This is a genomic window from Bacteroidia bacterium, from assembly GCA_033391075.1.
In the GTDB taxonomy this organism is placed as follows: Bacteria; Bacteroidota; Bacteroidia; order J057; family J057; genus JAWPMV01.
Genome location: JAWPMV010000001.1, coordinates 7,089,633 through 7,107,604, shown reverse-complemented (window position 1 = coordinate 7,107,604; position 17,972 = coordinate 7,089,633). Strand labels below are relative to the sequence as shown.

General features: G+C 41.7%; 11 protein-coding genes. 7 read left to right on the top strand and 4 right to left on the bottom strand.

Features of this window, described 5'->3' with window-relative positions; all coding sequences use genetic code 11:
• Nucleotides 1-2 precede the first annotated feature (2 nt).
• From R8P61_28315 to R8P61_28300, 4 genes are read left to right on the top strand one after another with little or no spacing between them, the layout of a single operon-like run.
• The gene (locus R8P61_28315) at nt 3-1,571 is read left to right on the top strand and encodes a class I SAM-dependent DNA methyltransferase (protein ID MDW3651015.1); all 1,569 of its coding nucleotides are present in this window, start codon (nt 3-5) and stop codon (nt 1,569-1,571) included.
• A complete protein-coding gene (locus R8P61_28310) occupies nt 1,568-2,746 on the top strand; it encodes a restriction endonuclease subunit S (protein ID MDW3651014.1) in 1,179 nt (392 codons plus the stop codon). Before R8P61_28315 ends, R8P61_28310 begins: the two co-directional genes overlap by 4 nt.
• Nucleotides 2,739-5,663, top strand: a complete 2,925-nt coding sequence (locus tag R8P61_28305) for an HsdR family type I site-specific deoxyribonuclease (GenBank protein MDW3651013.1) — start codon at nt 2,739-2,741, stop codon at nt 5,661-5,663. Before R8P61_28310 ends, R8P61_28305 begins: the two co-directional genes overlap by 8 nt.
• Nucleotides 5,664-5,668: 5 nt before the next feature.
• Nucleotides 5,669-5,974 carry a M48 family metallopeptidase gene (locus R8P61_28300; GenBank protein ID MDW3651012.1) on the top strand — a complete coding sequence of 102 codons (306 nt, stop codon included), beginning with the start codon at nt 5,669-5,671 and terminating at the stop codon, nt 5,972-5,974.
• A gap of 329 nt (nt 5,975-6,303) precedes the next feature.
• Here R8P61_28300 and R8P61_28295 read toward each other — a convergent pair whose 3' ends face one another.
• A complete protein-coding gene (locus R8P61_28295; protein ID MDW3651011.1) occupies nt 6,304-6,996 on the bottom strand; it encodes a hypothetical protein in 693 nt (230 codons plus the stop codon).
• A gap of 196 nt (nt 6,997-7,192) precedes the next feature.
• Here R8P61_28295 and R8P61_28290 point away from each other — a divergent pair, with 196 nt between their 5' ends.
• A complete protein-coding gene (locus tag R8P61_28290) occupies nt 7,193-8,827 on the top strand; it encodes a hypothetical protein (protein ID MDW3651010.1) in 1,635 nt (544 codons plus the stop codon).
• A gap of 13 nt (nt 8,828-8,840) precedes the next feature.
• Here the strand turns inward: R8P61_28290 and R8P61_28285 are convergent, their stop codons facing one another.
• Nucleotides 8,841-9,662: a hypothetical protein gene (locus R8P61_28285; protein MDW3651009.1), complete on the bottom strand. Its 822-nt coding sequence runs from the start codon at nt 9,660-9,662 to the stop codon at nt 8,841-8,843.
• A 205-nt stretch (nt 9,663-9,867) separates the two neighbouring features.
• Between R8P61_28285 and R8P61_28280 the strand changes: the two genes are divergently transcribed.
• Nucleotides 9,868-10,566: an MBL fold metallo-hydrolase gene (locus R8P61_28280; GenBank protein ID MDW3651008.1), complete on the top strand. Its 699-nt coding sequence runs from the start codon at nt 9,868-9,870 to the stop codon at nt 10,564-10,566.
• Here R8P61_28280 and R8P61_28275 read toward each other — a convergent pair.
• Nucleotides 10,558-11,334, bottom strand: coding sequence for a hypothetical protein (locus R8P61_28275; protein ID MDW3651007.1), 777 nt, complete (start codon nt 11,332-11,334; stop codon nt 10,558-10,560). The genes R8P61_28280 and R8P61_28275 overlap by 9 nt on opposite strands.
• 178 nt (nt 11,335-11,512) lie before the next feature.
• Entirely contained in the window at nt 11,513-12,199 is a 687-nt protein-coding gene (locus tag R8P61_28270) for a hypothetical protein (protein ID MDW3651006.1), read from the bottom strand.
• Nucleotides 12,200-12,289: 90 nt separating this feature from the next.
• Between R8P61_28270 and R8P61_28265 the strand changes: the two genes are divergently transcribed.
• On the top strand, nt 12,290-17,509 hold the full coding sequence (locus R8P61_28265) for a PKD domain-containing protein (protein MDW3651005.1): 5,220 nt from the start codon (nt 12,290-12,292) through the stop codon (nt 17,507-17,509).
• The last annotated feature ends 463 nt before the right edge of the window (nt 17,510-17,972 follow it).

Sequence of the window (17,972 nt, the reverse complement as noted above, 5' to 3'; positions counted from 1 at the left end):
ATATGGCGAATACAACTAAGAACGGAACGGAACAAAAATCACTCGAATCATGGATTTGGGGTGCAGCCTGTAGTATCAGAGGAGCGAAAGATGCCCCCAAGTTTAAGGACTACATTCTTCCTCTTATATTTACTAAACGTCTCTGTGATGTATTTGATGACGAACTAGACCGTATTGCAAAAGAAGTTGGTTCCAGGAAAAAGGCATTTGCTTTGGTAAAACTTGATAATGATCTTGTTCGTTTTTACCTACCTTTGACCCCAGATAATCATGACGATCCAGTGTGGTCAGTGATTAGAAAATTGGCGAGTAAAATTGGCGAGCAACTCACTACCATTCTCCGTGATATTGCCAAAGAAAACCCAACCCTCCAAGGAATAATTGATCGTGTGGACTTCAATGCTACCACGCATGGGCAGCGTGATATTGATGATGATCGCCTTTCAAATCTTATTGAAAAAATTAGCGAAAAGAAGCTGGGTATCAAGGATGTTGAGCCTGATGTTATCGGCCGAAGTTACGAGTACCTTATCCGTAAGTTCGCAGAAAACAGCGGAAAGAGTGCGGGTGAGTTTTATACTCCCACCGAGGTTGGGATTATTATGGCGAAAATAATGGACCCTGAGCCCGGAATGGAAATTTATGATCCCACTTGTGGGTCGGGTGGGCTCCTTATTAAAAATCAGATTGTCCTGGGTGAAAAGTTTGCTGGTAAAGGCAAAATATCGCCACTAAAATTGTATGGGCAAGAATTTACCCCCGAGACCTGGGCAATGGCTCAAATGAACATGATCGTTCACGATATGGAGGGAGAGATCGAATTGGGAGATACGATGAAGAATCCAAAATTAATCGACCGAAACAGAATTAAGAAATTTGATCGAGTAGTTGCTAATCCCATGTGGAATCAAAATAGGGATTCATTACCATATCTTGGAGAAGAATTCTTTGAAAATGATCCCTATGACCGCTTTAGTCAAAATCCTGGAGGTAATGCTGATTGGGCTTGGATGCAACATATTTATGCTAGCTTGAAGGAAAATGGTCGGGCTGCTGTAGTCCTTGATACCGGGGCGGCATCTCGTGGATCAGGTAATGCCAACACGAACAAAGAAAAAGATGCCCGTAAGTGGTTTGTAGATAATGATCTGGTCGAGGGGGTAATTTACCTACCGGAAAACCTCTTTTACAACACTTCAGCGCCGGGGATTATTGTCTTCATTCAAAAGGATAAACCGGCTGAGCGAAAGGATAAAATCTTCCTACTTAATGCAAGTAAAGTCTTCGAAAAAGGAGATCCTAAAAACTTTATCACTGATGAAGGAATCAAACTCATCAGTAGCATTTTCACAAACTGGAAAGATGAGGAAGAGAAATTAAGTCGAATAGTACACAAAGAAGAAATTGCAAAAAACGACTATAATATTTCACCGAGCCGGTATATACATGCCAGGGAGACAGAGGAGTATAGACCAATTAGAGAGATAATAGATGAAATAAATACTCTTGAAGAAGATGCTGAGGATGTGAATAGACAAATATTTTCAATTTTGGAAAAGCTAGGTATATGAAAGATAAATGGGTCAAGCATAAGATCAAAGATTTCGGGAGAATTCTTACTGGTACAACCCCTAGTAGCAAAAAAAAGGAATTCTATGGTGGTTCGTATAAACTTATTTCTCCCAAAGATTTGGATCGAGGGAAATCTATTAAAACCTCACACAAACTACTGACGGAAGAAGGAATAAAAGTGGCTAGGACTTTACCAAAAAACGCTGTTCTTGTGGGATGCATTGGAAATATTGGAAAGATTGGCATGACAACTGATGAAGTTTCAGCGTTTAACCAACAGATTAACGCTATTATATGTAATGAAAATTATGATCCTGATTTTATTTACTATTTAGTTCTCTATAACCGACCTATTTTGGTCCAAGCTTCAGTTAAGACCACGCTTCCGATCTTGAATAAAAGTAACTTTCAAGAAATAGAGCTTCCCACTCCAGGTATTTTTGAACAAAGAAGAATAGCATATGTCCTTTCTACAGTTCAGCAAGCTATTGAGTTGCAAGATCAACTGATTGAATTAACATCAGAGTTGAAAAAAGCTTTGGTGCATAAATTGTTCACAGAGGGAATAAAGAGTGAGCCAAAGAAGATGACAGAGATTGGCCCAATACCTGAGAGCTGGACTTTGGTAATGTTTGATAAATTTACCACCCTCCAAAGGGGGAAAGATCTGACGAAAAAAGAATTTATAAAGGGAGAAATACCAGTTGCTGGAGCAATCTCAATAATTGGATACCATAACGAGGCCAATGTAACAGGGCCAGGAGTTACAGTTACAAGGAGTGGTTCTTCTGCTGGGAAAGCCACTTTTTATTCTAATGACTTTTGGGCCCATAATGTTGTTTTATATGTGAAGGATTTTCACGGGAACCATCCTAAATTTTGCTATTATCAGCTTAACAATTTGAAGCTGGAAAAGTACAAATCTGGGGTTGCAGTCCCAACATTAAATCGGAACACTTTTAGAAGTATTTTAGTGCCAGTTCCAAGTCTAGAAGAGCAAATAAAAATGACTAAAATTTTAGATTCCATTGATGATAAATTATCTGTTCACAAGAAAAAAAAGAAATCTCTTGAATCCTTATTTCGCACTCTTCTCCACAAACTAATGACCGCAGAAATTTCGGTAAGTAATTTAGATTTTGATACACTAGAAAAGTCTGAAGCCTATGCCTAAACCAGGAGAACATAAAACTGTCCAAGCTCGCATCTTGAAATATGCCAAGGAAATTGGGTGGACATTTGTCCCTCGCTCTGAAGCAGAATCCTTTCGCGGTTTTGATCAGTCAAAAACTTCTCCAGCAGAAAAAGCCAAAAACGCTTCAGCCTTTTTTACTGATCACCTATATGAAAAAGTTATACAACTAAATCCAGAGTATACTGAGTCAAAAGGAGCATTGATTGGAGATTTTTCTCGGCTCCATCACGATATCTGGGGCAATCAAAATTTTCACCAATACCTCCGTAATGAGGCTACATTTTTTCATCCTGGAGAAAATCGTGAATACGATCTCAAACTCATCGATTATGACAATTTTGAAAACAATACACTTCATGTAACCGAAGAATTCTATTGGAACAATGGACGATATGGAACACGAGAAGATGTAGTATTCCTGGTTAATGGTATGCCGATTTTAGTCATCGAGTGTAAAAATGCCAACAAAGACGAAGCCATTGCACTTGGGGTTGATCAAATTCGTCGCTACCACCGTGAGACTCCAGAATTGTTCGTTCCTCAAATGTTGTTTACTGCAACAGAATCAATAGGCTTTGCATATGGTGTAACCTGGAATTTGGTACGCCGAAATATCTTTAACTGGAAGGATGAGCAAATCGGACATCTTGAATCTAAAGTAAAATCATTTTGTGAACCGACACGACTCCTTAAAATGGTTAAGGATTACGTGATCTTCGCCGAAAAGGATGAGATGATGCAAAAGTACATTCTTCGCCAGCATCAAACTGAGGCGGTTGAGGCCGTCGTTGAGCGTTCGCATGATGCCAAGAAAACAAGAGGCTTGGTGTGGCATACTCAGGGTAGTGGAAAGACATTTACGATGATCAAGGCAGCAGAATTACTATTCAAGGCTCCTGAATCTGAAAAGCCTACCATTCTTCTTTTGATTGATCGCAATGAGTTAGAAGACCAGATGCTTAAAAATCTGACATCTTTGGGGTTGAATAATGTTAGACATGCTTACAACATTAAAGAGCTTCAGAAGATATTACGTGATGACTATCGCGGTGTCGTCGTGACTATGATTCATAAATTCCGTGATCTCAAGCCTAACGTTAACACCCGGTCCAATATTTATGTACTGGTTGATGAAGCTCACCGTACTACTGGAGGCGACTTGGGTAACTATCTCATGGCTGGTATCCCCAATGCCACATATATTGGCTTTACCGGGACACCAATTGATAAAACTGCCTACGGGAAAGGTACATTCAAAACCTTTGGCGTTGATGACGCCCAGGGCTATCTCCATAAATACACAATCAAAGACAGTATTGCTGATGGAACAACACTTCCGCTGTACTACAATCTGGCTCCCAATGAAATGTTGGTCCCAGTAGAAGACCTTGAAAATGAATTTTTGGCCTTGGCAGAATCAGAAGGGGTGGCAGACATTGAGGAGCTAAACAAAATTCTGGATCGTGCTGTCAATATTAAGAATTTCCTCAAAGGGAGAAATCGAATTGAAAAGGTGGCTAAGTATGTTGCCGAGCACTATCAGCTGAATGTTGAGCCATTAGGGTATAAGGCATTTCTGGTTGCAGTAGACCGAGAAGCTTGTGCTTTGTATAAAAAGGCGATTGATAAATACCTGCCCGGAGACTATTCAGCTGTCGTCTATACTGGAAATAACAACGATAAAGAACTTCTCAAGGAGTTTCATATAGACGAACGAGAAGAGCGGCGTATTCGCCGGGAATTCACCAAACATGGAGAGCAACCGAAAATCCTCATCGTGACCGAAAAACTTCTTACTGGTTTTGACGCCCCCATTCTCTACGCCATGTACCTTGATAAACCCATGCGTGACCACACCCTTCTCCAGGCAATTGCCCGCGTTAATAGGCCGTACGAAAATGAGGATCAGGAAATGGTCAAACCTCATGGATTCGTATTAGATTTTGTCGGGATCTTTGACAAGTTGGAAGCTGCCCTGGCCTTCGATAGTGAAGAGATCAACGCCATTGTAAAAGACATCAAACTACTCAAAACACTGTTCGCCTCGAAAATGCGGGATAAAGCTCCTCAGTACCTGGCATTAATTGAACAGAATTTTAATGATAAAGATGTTGATAGTCTGATCGAATACTTCCGTGATAAAGACCGACGAAAAGAATTTTTCAAAGAGTACAAAGAGATTGAAATGCTCTACGAAATTATTTCTCCTGATGCCTTTTTACGGTCATACATTGATGATTATGGAACGCTGAGTGCAATTTACCAGGTTGTAAGCCGGGCTTATGCCAAACGGGTATACGTTGATAGGGATTTCCAAAAAAAGACCAGTGAGCTTGTTCAAGAGAAAATAGGGGCTACGGATATTGAAATGGTCAATGAATTTTATGAAATAAATGAAGACACCATTTCGCAGATCCAAAAGAAAACCGGTGGCGATAATACCAAGGTCATTAACTTGGTAAAGAGTATTGAAAAGAATGCAGAAGAACAAAGTGGTGATCCCTTCCTTATTGCCATGTCAGACAGAGCACAGACAGTTAAAGAAAGCTTTGAGAATCGGCAAATGACCACTTCTGAAGCCCTTCAAGAGTTATTCAAACAAATCGAAGAAGATAACCGCCGCAGAAGGGAGCAGTCTAAAAAAGGCTTTGATGGACTTACTTTCTTTTTCTATCGAACGTTACTTGATGTGGGTGTGGGAGAAGCCGAAGAAGTAGGCAAAAGAATAAAGGGAGCCTTTACTGAGCATGTGAACTGGGTAAGTAGTGAGCGGGATTATAGGGAATTACGTCGGAAGGTCACCTTTGCAGTGTTGTCGCAGGTAGATGATCCAAATATAGCGACCGATATTGTGGAGCATCTATTCACCATCATTAAGAAAGCGCATAAGATTTAAGACTTGTGACTAAAGCTGATTTTAAAGAAAGAGTATATCACTGGGCTGAGAAACTTGATGCAGATATCAATTCTACGACAGTGCGTCCGATGAAGAGGAAATGGGCCTCTTGTTCTACTCGAAAACATCTCACCTTCAACCACGAGTTGCTCTCATACTCCAATGATGTGGTGGATTATGTTATTGTGCACGAAATACTTCATTGTTTTGTCCCAAACCATGGTCGCCTTTGGAAGAGCTTAATGCGTGCACATTTGGGAGATTATGAAGAGGCAGAAAGATTCTTGAAGGTAAAAACAATAAAATCTTAGGGGTGCAGGGGGAATTCCCCGCCAAGATGCCACCAGACACCGACACGACATCAATGTGTTGTCAGGTGGCTATCTTGCACATGAAAGGCGCCGGGGTGGCTGAGATCATCTTACCCAACAACAGATGGATCTCAAGCCAGAGGCACACCAATCAATAGCAGATGTGTGCAGGGCAAGTCTTTCATGTCTACGTTTCTCAAGAAAAACAAAACAAGCCTGTCAAAGTGTTGACAGGCTTGTTTTTGATTAGTCCTTTGATTATACATTATCCACGAATATTTCGATCAGCTCATTAGTGAGTTACTAAAAGTTTGACTAGCAAACATAGATTAGTTTTGAGGGTTTACATAGACAAAAACTTTTTGTTGATCTGATTCTGGATTTCCTAATTCATCAAAAGTTGGCAAAGTCTCAATATCACCAAATGGAATAGCAAGCTCACGTCTAATTGAAAAATATTCAGCGTCGCTGAGCTGTCCTAAATAGACCATATTTCCAGCTTCTACTTCGCCCTGATAGCCGCGTTCTCTCTCTTCAATTTCATATTGCCAACCTCTTTGATATCTTTTTTCTGCAATAAATTCGATTTCTTCTTGACGTTCAATCTGTTCTTGCGATAGCTCCCTATTGATAGTAAAGCATCGATAACCAGTTACATCACCAGTTTCATTCCATACTGAGGCAGTCTGAAAATCAAGACCTTGCTCACGATATTTCATTTTAAGGCTAAATATCTTGTCTCCAATTTTTGAAGAGTGTACGTCATTAGAATCTCGTTCAAGGAAATCAACCTCAGTAGCTATGCCTGCATCAATATAGGCTTTCATTTGCTCGTCAATTCGTTGATTTTTTAGATTTGAACGAATACCTTCATCCCGAAGATCCCTCTGCTCACTTCTAATCCCCGGATCAACTTCAGGGAATGTGTGTCCTTCAAGTAATTCATAACTATTGTTTAAAGCCTTAAACTCTATATCGCCGTTTTGTAGAGAACCTTCTATCATTAAGTATGATAGTAGCATATATCGCCTTCCTACAACAATACAATGAATCTAGTATTCTGTTATTTATCCGAATTCGGGCGAGTTCGTAAAAACATGTGGCATCTAAAGGAAAAGAATGATTTGCATGATCTTTGTGGGTGATTATTGTTGGTTCGTTAACTCAAAATATGTAAGTTAACGGTCTTTCCACTCCGTCATATAAACCATTGCACACATGTCAACATTTTGGCCCGATTTAACCTCATCTGATCAATGGGAACAGCAAATCAAAAATGGACGGTACCTCAAAGACCTCACTCGCGGGCAAGAACAATTAGAGCGTGCTATCAATGATCAATCTGAACTTATCGCCCAAAGCACTCGGGCACAGCTCCACGCCACTACTAGAAGTACCGAGGTAGTCGCGAAAAATCTTCAAGCTGGTTTTACTAGACTAGGGAATAATCAGGAGGTGATGATTGAGCTGCTTTCACAGATCATGGGCGACAGTGCTGCTCTGGTTGAAGAAACAAAAAGAACCAATCAATATTTGGAATCCGTTATCCAAAGACTTGCGATTCCTGATAGTCAAAAAGAACGAGAATATAAACTCAAAGAAGGCTTCAAACATCTCCATAACAGCACCAAATTCCCAGACCGGTTCCATGATGCGTATCGTAACTTCAGTCAAGCTATCGAGATCGAACCGGCGGATTACTTTGCTCTTTATCGTATGGGCATAATCCACTTCTTCTCACCCCACCATGCCAATCTCACCAAGGCTGAAAACTACTTCAGACGGGCAGGGGAATATGCCCTGGCTGAGTCCAGTGATACCTCTAGACGTAGCCAGACGGCATTAGGAGGAGAAATTGCATTAAATATCATCAAAGAACACGCTGGAGATGCTTTCAATATGCAAGCCCGGTGTCAGTTTCTTTTGGGCAACGTGAGTAAAGCTTTAAATATCTGTACTACCACCGTCAGATATTTCCCTAAAAGAATCGACACCCTATTTGAAAAAGCTAGACTTGAAGTGAGACTAAGAAAAGATAATGAAGCTGCTAATACTGTAGATAAGCTCCTCAATCAAAAATTAGAGTATTGCATCTTGATTGCAAACGATAAAACTCTGGGGAACAATCCAACTATCCAGGGCCGTCTCATTGCTCGTAAAGACAAATATCGTGTGCCCGTATTGAAAGAATATGAAAAAGCGAAACAGGTCATTATTCCTCAATCAAAGGCCAAACAGACCTTTCATAATCTCGGACAGCTTTTAGCGACGAATACTCTTCTTGATTCTTTTGATGCACACAAATTAGCTAGTCAAAAACTAAAATGGACAATCCTTCATTACCCGGTTTTTCCTAATGATCCTGACTTTGGTCCAGCTGTAAAACTACATTTCAAAAACTTCACTGCCGATATAGAGGGGGATAGCTATGGAGCTGATATTAACCAATTTACCCAACATATAGCTTCAGGGCCGATCTGGAAGGAAAAAACCATTACCACTTCAATCTTTCCTTTTATCCAACAAGAACGAGACGCTCATCGTCACCTCTCTTCAATGACCAATAACTTGCGCCAAGCACGTGAAGCGACCTTTAGCCACTTGGTAAAAAATATTCCCACTCATCACCTTAAAGATATGTTCTGGGGTTCTGTCGTTGGAGCCATTATCCTCTTTGTCGTGTACTGGGCCTTACAACTCCTCAAATGGATACTGTTTGGTTGGAAAATCTTTGATTACGCCTTCAATCTCGTATTCATTATTGCTCTTATTCTATTAGCTGTGCAGATCTATGATTTCTTTACTGCCAAAAATCCAACCCTCAAACAAGGTAACGGAAGATCTCGCAAGTAATCAGAGCAGGATGTTATTGAACCTTTGCGACATCTATACTGAGTGTAGCCTGAGGGTCGTCTGAAGCAAGCTTCAAAATAAGTGAACCAGTTGAATTCCTAATCCAAGCTGATTGTCCAGGAGATAGAGTATGTATTCGGGAGCAACAATATACTTTTAGGGTACCTTTTACTCCAGTTACTTTTACTTTACGAAAATACTTGGGAAATACAATGTTGTGCTCATACTTCTTCCGTGAATTAGATGGAAAGGTAAAATCAAATGATCGCGGTTCTCGTGATCTGATAGTAGTGCTTTCTTCACAACTCTTACTATTACAGTTAATCCATACATTATGCTTGGTATTTGGTATGAAATTATCTGATTTTCTCCAATAGGCAACGCGAACCTTTACGACATCATGCTGAGAACGAAAAAAGGATACACTTTTTCCATACAGTGTACAGCCTTGCTTACAGAGCACCTTATTACCATGATACTTTGAAGTCACTAACGCATCACCTGATAGGATCTCAGCATAACGTCCTATTTTTTCACTATTACTTTTTGAAGCATCCGAATTAGCAAAGTGAATCGTATACATATTTATTTTCCGAAAATCAAGGGTTATCTCTTTATCCTGGGCAAAAGGAATCAGAATCGGTTCGTGGATATATCTATTCTCAGCTTTGTTCAGGTAACGAAGGGTAATAGTCCTACCACCTTTATCGGCAACATTCTGCACAACAGCTTTGCCATTAGAAGAACTATCCTCATCTTGTATAAACCGTGTGTAGGCAAAATTTAAAGCTATGATGACAATCGCTATAATACCAAGAGAATATAGAATTCGCATACAGAAAAACTGAAGTGAAATTAGAATACTACCCCTATCCCACAAAACCTAAGCCAATGGCTGTCAGTAAAACAGCGAAAATCACATGGAAATTCAAAGGAGTGAGAATAATAGCTGATAGAAATTATTGATAAAGTTCGAGAATTAATAGAGAGATCAGAAAAAGCGGTAAATTCAGCTTTGGGAATAACGCTTTACTCATTTCATGTCAATTCTGAAAATCTCTGATCGAATTTTCCAGGTAAAATTAAAGTATGTGAATGCCTTCATTCTCTTGGAAGATAATGGATTAACCATAGTCGATACTGGCTATAGTGGTAGCTTTAAAACACTTCTCAAAGGAATAGATCAATTGGGATTTTCTGGAAAAAATGTGAATCGAATTATTGTTACCCATTGTCATCCTGATCATACTGGGGAACTACATCAAGCGAAAGTATACTTTAATGCCCCGGTATTTATGCATACCAATGATGCTGAATTGGTAGAAGAGGGTCGGGCTGGAAGAGTGCCTTATGTAGTTACACCAGGAATAATAAATCGATTGGTATACCTTACAAAAATACAAAGAGTGCCTATAAATATCGCTCCAACCCCCGTTGAAGAAAAACTCAATAGCGGTGATGAAATTTCTCTGTTGGGTGGTATCTATATAGTTCATACACCTGGTCATTCATTAGGCCATATTTCACTCTTATTTAAAGAAGAAGGTATACTAATTGCCGGAGACATATGCGCTAACGTCATGAAGTTGGGTCTCTCCCCAGTGAACGAAGATCCCGAAATAGCTATACAATCTATTTATAAAGTAACTCAGTTTGATTTTCATAAAGCTTGTTTCGGTCATGGTAAACCGATATGGGAAGATGCGAGAAGGAAATTGAAAGAACAGTTCTTAAGATAGCATCTCCAAGGACGTAATCATCTTACCTTCTGTGGTGATTACTGAATTGTCAACAAAACGTACAATTCGAGGATCAACTTCCTCTTTGATTTTTTTCATAGCGGCTTCTTCATCAGCAACTTTTTCCAACAACCCTTTTCCGGCAATCATTGCTCCATCTCCACGAATACCACAGAAATTTCCAATAAAATATGAATGCCAATGTTTCGTAATGCCAGAGTAAAGGGTAAACATTGATTTGATATGAGGCTTATCCGCCATCTGTAGATGAAGAAAAAGATAAGGCTCACGAAAACTATACTCACCTGTCCACGCTATTCTAAAATTAAAATCATTAGGGGTAATTACAATTAATTCTACTTTTCGAGGATAGAAGATGATAAGCCCTCGATTGAGATTATTTACTGATTGCGTAAAGTAATTAAAAACATACCATGCTACTGGTTCTCGTATATTGGTACCATTCATTTGAGAATTTCCTGTGTCATCAAAAAGAATGTCGTCATTGACTTCATCATATGTCAGATTGTATGTCTTAAATATATCTGTCAATACTTGTCGAAGGTCTTTTCCACCAACTCTTTCAGTTCCTTTGTTCTGATGATATTTAATGTTTCGAGCTTTGGATAAATAACGATAATTGATTGCTTCTCCAATCTCACCCATATAGATGCGATGTTTATCCTTAAGACTTTTAATACTTTTATCAATGAGCCGGGAGGCTTCTTCCAACGTGAGATTCTGTAAGTTTTGATGCTGCTTTCCCATTGTAATTAAGATAGGTAAAAAGGCAGTTTTTCAAAATATTCTCAGAATATTCTGAAAAGAAAATCATTCTGGTAACTATTCTCATTGATGGCGTAAGTAAAGAATGTTGATTCGGTTTTTAGAAGTAGAAAAAAAAACAATTCAACAGCTTTTTGTTCTTTGCCGTTCGTAATTTCTATTAAAATCTCAATGCACTTTTTATCTGTTGCCAAATTCTATAGAAAAATGGAAACTCAGTTTCGATGGCAGGGAAGGTCATATCGATTTCGCTATTAGTAATATCATTCTTCGTCTCATAAGCTGTGACGAATTCGGTCATTAGTTCGGTAAACTCTGCTTGAGTTACGTGAGGGGCAAGGTGAGGTGTGGTGTCAGAGCTAAGGAGATGGTATAGGTAGTCATCTACAGAGTATTTTCCACATTGATAAGTTTGAATCTTTTGGTTGTTGAAAGTAGTAGGAAAAATAAAACTCTGTCCATCCTTAACGGAAACAACTTTATTGAAATCAGTATACTTTGATTCATTCTTAAAAGATGAAGTTTTCATCTTTTTGTAAAGCTTAACATCTTGTGGCCCGCCCCAAAGCGCAACTACGTATTGAGCCTTTATTGTATTAAGATTGCGTGGTGATAGAGAGTTATTATTTGCAGGCTGTTGATGGATTTCTTCACCCAAATCTAAGTCTAAATTAAGTAGCAGACCGCCATGAGCGTATTCATATATCCACTGGCCTGAAGAGGATTCAGTGGTAGAAATACCAGGTGGTTCGCATGATTGTAGAGGGCTCAGTGCATAAGTAGTTACGGGTGTGAGAGGAATTATTAGGATAAATAATAAAAATGCGAACAGTGTTTTTTTTGACATGCAGTATATTTTATGATAAATATATTTCAAAGTAAAGCTCCTCTGCGGAGCATTTTTTGTTCTCTCATATAAAAGAAAATATTTGGTCTTATGAAGAAAGTAACTTTATGGTTATTCATGGTATTGGTTGGTTTCTGTCTTGATATCAATACTTCATCTGCGCAGACGGGATGTGGAATTAATCCACCCTCGTCAATCGCTGCGATAGCAATACCTGGATCACAAAAGATTACCATACCGGTAGCTTTTCATGTGGTGCTACCTCCGGGTGATATTGCTGCCAATAATTGGGTGGTCAAATGTCAAGATTTGTTGGCTAAAATGAACCAACAATACAATGATATTGATCCCACTGATATTATAACGACGCCATATTACACCTCTCAAAAAAACGCTGCATTAAATGGCAACATGAATATTGAATTCGTGATGGCGGCAGTCTCTTCATTTCCAGGTGGAGGAGGTGTAATGACAGTCCCTTCCACTCAGATCTACCGTGCCCCCGATGGTACAGCTGGTTGTGTGAATCCTAGTGCAGATAATGTTAAATCGTCTACCACAGGCGGTAGTGATGTTGTTGAGCCTGATCAATTGCTCAATATTTGGGTTTGTGATTTAAGAGGTTGTCAGATTGATCCTGATATCAATGATTACCCGTCCATCGGTGGTTACGCTGAATTCCCTTGGTGTGGCTCAACCAACTCATCTCTGGATGGTGTGGTCATTAATTATCAATCAGTGTTACAGCTCACTTCAACTCCAACTCATGAGGTAGGACATTGGTTGGGACTGTTACATACCTTTGGTAAGAATGGTCTTCAAAATAGTGATCATGTTGATGATACAACACCAGAAGGTTGGTTAGGGGGGAAGTCTATTTCAGATGGCTACAATTGTGCTAACTCTAGTGAGCCATGGCCACTGTCATCGGTGGGTTTTCCTCTTCCAAAAATTTATCCAGCAATGGCTATGAACTACATGTCCTATGCTAGTGATAATTGTTTGAGTATGTTCACCAATGGACAGGTAACTAGAGTACGTGAGTCAATTAGAGCTTATCGACCGTTGTTGGAATATACAGATGTAATGTTCGAACCCAACGAATCTGCTGCTGCAGTAGAGATGGCAGGTCATCAGGCCAATATTACTCATCCTGCTGTTGGTACTGCGAATTCTGGGATTAATGAACTGCGTGCTTACGTTGACTGGACGAATGGTGATAAGGATTTCTATTACATTGACCTCTATGGTGCGACTACCGATGGAAAGCTGACCGTCAAATTACTTGGCGAGCCAGATCTTGATGTAGTGGTTACTGATCTCAATGGCAATGTTTTGTCCTCACGTCAGACGAGTGGTGGCAAGCTGATAGACTATTGTCTTGATGCAGCTTTGGCTACATGTAATGGCTTGATCATTCAGGTAGTAGAGACGGGAAACTTTGGTGGATCGACTTCGGCTCAGCCCTATACGCTGCGCTACTATTGGTCACCCAATGCAACCTGTACTGCAACCAACACCTCCGGTGGGGGAGCGGGTGCGCCTGTGACCTTGTCGGCGAGTTCGTTGACGTCATGTCCCGGTGGGCAGATTGTGCTGACCGCGACGGGCGCTGCCAGTTATGACTGGAAAGATGCGAACGGAGCGGTCTGGTGTGCAGGGTGTCCGAGCCCGCAAACGGTAGATTTGCCCTCTAGCGGTAGCTCGGCAACCTACAAAGTATCAGCCGATAACACCAACTGTGACGAAGAATCGGTAACCATTACCCTCAACCCCAATACCATGACACTCTTTCCTGGTAGTACCAGGACAATACAGTCTGGTAACAGCACCACAATTGATGCTGGAGTAGTGGGTGGTAATGCGCCAATCACGTATCAGTGGGAATGGCTGGGCAACAACACGGCTACTGGTGCCAACCAGACCGTTAGCCCATCCGTAACAACCAGATACTATGTCACCGCGACTGATGCGACCGGATGTCAAAAGACCAGCTCACAGCTCGTCAATGTTGTGGGTGGAACGATTGCAACCTGCGCCAGTGGTAATCCTCATGATGAGCCAGCCACGGCGGCCTCATTTACACCAGGAACAGCTACGAGCAATGTAGCGGGCATAGCCGGGATTACCTGTGCTACCGTTACCACCGCTCCAGCGCGACCTGCGTGTCAGGCCAATGCCAAGGACGTATGGTTTGTGGGTGATGTCGCTACGACCGAGACGTATACCATTACGGCGGCGGAAGTAGGCAATACACCCAGCAATGATCTACGAATGGCGATCTATACTGGTCCCAATGCTAATGCACTGACGTTGCAATCATGCAATTTTACCAATGCGGGCAATACCTCGACAGCGACTCTGGCAGCCAATGCCGGAGACAAAATCTGGGTGCGTGCTTGGGACAATGCCAATGCCGATGTGGTGATTAGTGTGACCGCACAGACAACAGTTGCACCAGGTCCACTACCTGACCTGACGTCAGTAGGGGCACTCACAGTGACGACGTTGCCCAGTGCCAGTACAGCCAATGGTCTGACCATACTGGATGTCAATGGCGCTACCGGTGCAGCCGGAGCCCATTACACCGATGTGTGGTTCGTACCCAGTACGTTTACGACGCCGGGTGTCTTTCCTCGCGATCAGGCGATCCGCGTATGGCACGTTCAGGTACCAGGTCTAGCTCCTTCAGGCAATTACAATTATGCCTTTACGGGAGTAGACATGACCGCCTTTAATCTGCCAGTGGGATCCTATGTGGTCCACGTATCGACTGATGCCTCGGGACAAGTCACCGAGAGTAACGAGACCAACAATTGGTCCGTGATTACTCAGGCGGCTTCGACTGTGATTGAAGTGGTAACGGTGACAAGCCAGACATCTCCGGAAGGGGATTTGTTTGTGTCTGATGTGTCGCTCGACAAGAGCTCATACACACCAGGCGAAGCCGTGGCCATGGATTTTACCGTTGATTATGGCGCTGGTTCAAACTTCCAAGGTAATACCGGGGGAGGCAAGCCAGTAACAAGCACGAGGAAAATGATGGCCGTTGATCCTAATGTGAGAGTATATTACTCAATCAATAGTTCGACGCCTGATTCGACCAGTGACTTGTTGGTTGCGACCACGCAACTGTCCAACATGACCACCGGCTCTAGCCAATCCAGTACGCTCAATTTTACCCTACCGACGCAAGCTCAGCTGGCGACGTATGGTGTGATACCAGGCGCCAATGGAGCCGCCAATCAAGGCAAGCTCTGGCTGATGGTCGATCACGAAGATGTGATCCCTGAAGCTCCGGATGATTGGAATAACGGTGCGGCAGTCAATTACAACATTGTCTCGAGTCCAACCCGAGCTAACTATGCCCTTACTGCGGTAGGAGCAGGTACCTCGGGAGCTGGTCCAGGAGTGATCGAGCCGGGTGAATCCTTTGGGATTACCTTTACGGCGATCAACAATGGGATTGCGGATGCGTCTGATAGTCTGGTAGTGAGTATTTATCTTGGAACACAGCCGACCGTCGCTGGTACCCAGCAATTGGTCGGTACCAAGAAATTTGCTCCGCTAGCTGTGGGACAATCACCTCCGCCCAATGCATCGAGTGTGCCCTTTGCGGTACCATGCAATTTTGTGCCAGGTGACATTTACTTTATGCGTCTGGCGCTTGATCCCAACAATGATGAAGTCGAAATAGACGAGGTTGACAATGATGGCTTTGTAGAATGGGTCGTTGATCCTACCTACACGCCGACCAGTGCAACTGTCTTTACCTTGGCCCCGACCACAACCTGTGTGGGAGCGCCGGTAGATCTGGCAGTGAGCAGTGATTATCTCGTCAATACGCCGACCAATACCGTCTGGGACTTTGGCGATGGGACTGTGCTATCGAGTGGCAATGCCATCTCGCGTCAGCATACCTACGCTACAGCCGGAACGTATACGGTAACCGTGACGATCAATGGCGGACAGTGTAATAGTGCGGGAACAGTAATTACCCATAGTATTAACGTCAATCCATCCGCGGCTAGCCAGGTCAGTCTGACCAATGTATCTGATAGTGAATTGTGCCTTGGTACAACATTGTCGGTTGCGGCTTCGAGTGTGGCAGGGATTGACTATCTGTGGGACTGGAATGATGGTACCTTTGCTACCACAGCCAGTGCTACGCATACCTACACTGATCCAGGTACCTATGATGTGTCATTGCTGGTCAGTGATAACAATGGTTGTGAAGCGGCGACCTTTGATACCACGATAGTGGTCAAGGTGACGCCGCGTCCGGTACCGGAGTTTTCGCTGCCTCTGATACGTTGTGTTGGTCTGATGGATACCGTCTTTACCAATACGCCGTCTAGCAGCCCATATATTTGGGATGATGGACAAGGTAATGTAACGACTACCAGCTTTCCTGGGATTTATCCAACGTACTCAACACCGGGAACGTATACCTTGATGCTCACAGCCTCTGATGCTTGTGGGGTAGAGGATACCGCGGTATTTATTACAGTTGTATCAGATATTGGATTGAGCGCGATAACGATTCCAAACACTGGAGCTGGTAGCGCTGATGGCGAGATTGATTTAATCGTCAATGGTGGTTATGCGCCATTTATCTATGATTGGAGTAATGGGGAAACCACTGAAGATCTTGATAGTCTAACAAACGGAATATATATCGTTTCTGTCAGCGACCAAGTTGGTTGCTCATCTATTGATTCTTTTACTGTTAACTCAACAACTTTTCCCGTCTCCTGGCTCTCCATCACCGCAAATGCTATTAATACTACGGATGCTGAAGTCGAATTGGTAGGCGTATTCGACCAAGACAATGAAGAAGTAACATTGGAATACTCTAGAGACGGAATCATCTGGAAAGAGATAGAACAAAAGACTATTTCACCAGACATTGGCATTGCATATCCAGTTACTTTTATACACTATGATGCAGCGGTAGGCACTAACTATGCAATATATCGTGGAAGAGGAACCGATCAAGATGGAAACTTTAACTATACCCCCAAAGTTGAGGTCTACTGGAAATACAATGAGTTTTCTCTTCTTAATATATTTCCTAATCCTGCTCATGATCAAATTAATATTCACTACACTCAGGAGAATAAACGCCGAACAGTAGTGAGTGTATACAACATGGTTGGACAATTAGTGTCCCAGAAGAGTCAGATCTCTAATCATAGCGGGGCAGAATCATTCTCAATTGATACACAATCATTTCCCGAAGGAATATATCTCATCGTATTGAGTAATGATAAAGATCGTCATCATATGAAGTTTGTAGTCGAGCATTAAATTCTTTTAGATGACTAGCTCATCAAGGGAAATCAAAAGTCGACCTTTAGGGGTCGGCTTTTTCTATATAACTAAGTGAAAGAAATTAAAAAAATGTGTAGTCCAAGAGTATTAATCCAAATAAGGTTATTCTTCATTGCTGAAATCATTCGATCAACTCCTCTATCCGAAGGGCCCACGATCTTACCTAAATCAAAGATCTCCTATAATCTTCTTATCACAAGGAGTTTCTACAACAGATTGTGACTGGGAAATATTTACCTAAAAAGGAGGGAGGCTTTTTACCTATTCATTGAAATGGGCAAAGAAATTAAATGTCAGCATTTACTAACTGATACATGTCTTGAGACTGTTTCATTACAAATGATTTGAAGTAGATGTGATATCAGTTCTTCAGACAAAAAGAAAGAACGAATTTCTGTAAGGGTAATAGATCTAGTAAACTCCATTAGAAATTTCTACC

What these genes read in the sequence shown, in the direction of transcription:
- R8P61_28315 (MDW3651015.1), top strand. Translation starts at nt 3, where the DNA reads ATGGCGAATACAACTAAGAACGGAACGGAACAAAAATCACTCGAATCA.
- R8P61_28310 (MDW3651014.1), top strand. Translation starts at nt 1,568, where the DNA reads ATGAAAGATAAATGGGTCAAGCATAAGATCAAAGATTTCGGGAGAATT.
- R8P61_28305 (MDW3651013.1), top strand. Translation starts at nt 2,739, where the DNA reads ATGCCTAAACCAGGAGAACATAAAACTGTCCAAGCTCGCATCTTGAAA.
- R8P61_28295 (MDW3651011.1), bottom strand. Translation starts at nt 6,996, where the DNA reads ATGCTACTATCATACTTAATGATAGAAGGTTCTCTACAAAACGGCGAT.
- R8P61_28290 (MDW3651010.1), top strand. Translation starts at nt 7,193, where the DNA reads ATGTCAACATTTTGGCCCGATTTAACCTCATCTGATCAATGGGAACAG.
- R8P61_28285 (MDW3651009.1), bottom strand. Translation starts at nt 9,662, where the DNA reads ATGCGAATTCTATATTCTCTTGGTATTATAGCGATTGTCATCATAGCT.
- R8P61_28280 (MDW3651008.1), top strand. Translation starts at nt 9,868, where the DNA reads ATGTCAATTCTGAAAATCTCTGATCGAATTTTCCAGGTAAAATTAAAG.
- R8P61_28275 (MDW3651007.1), bottom strand. Translation starts at nt 11,334, where the DNA reads ATGGGAAAGCAGCATCAAAACTTACAGAATCTCACGTTGGAAGAAGCC.
- R8P61_28270 (MDW3651006.1), bottom strand. Translation starts at nt 12,199, where the DNA reads ATGTCAAAAAAAACACTGTTCGCATTTTTATTATTTATCCTAATAATT.
- R8P61_28265 (MDW3651005.1), top strand. Translation starts at nt 12,290, where the DNA reads ATGAAGAAAGTAACTTTATGGTTATTCATGGTATTGGTTGGTTTCTGT.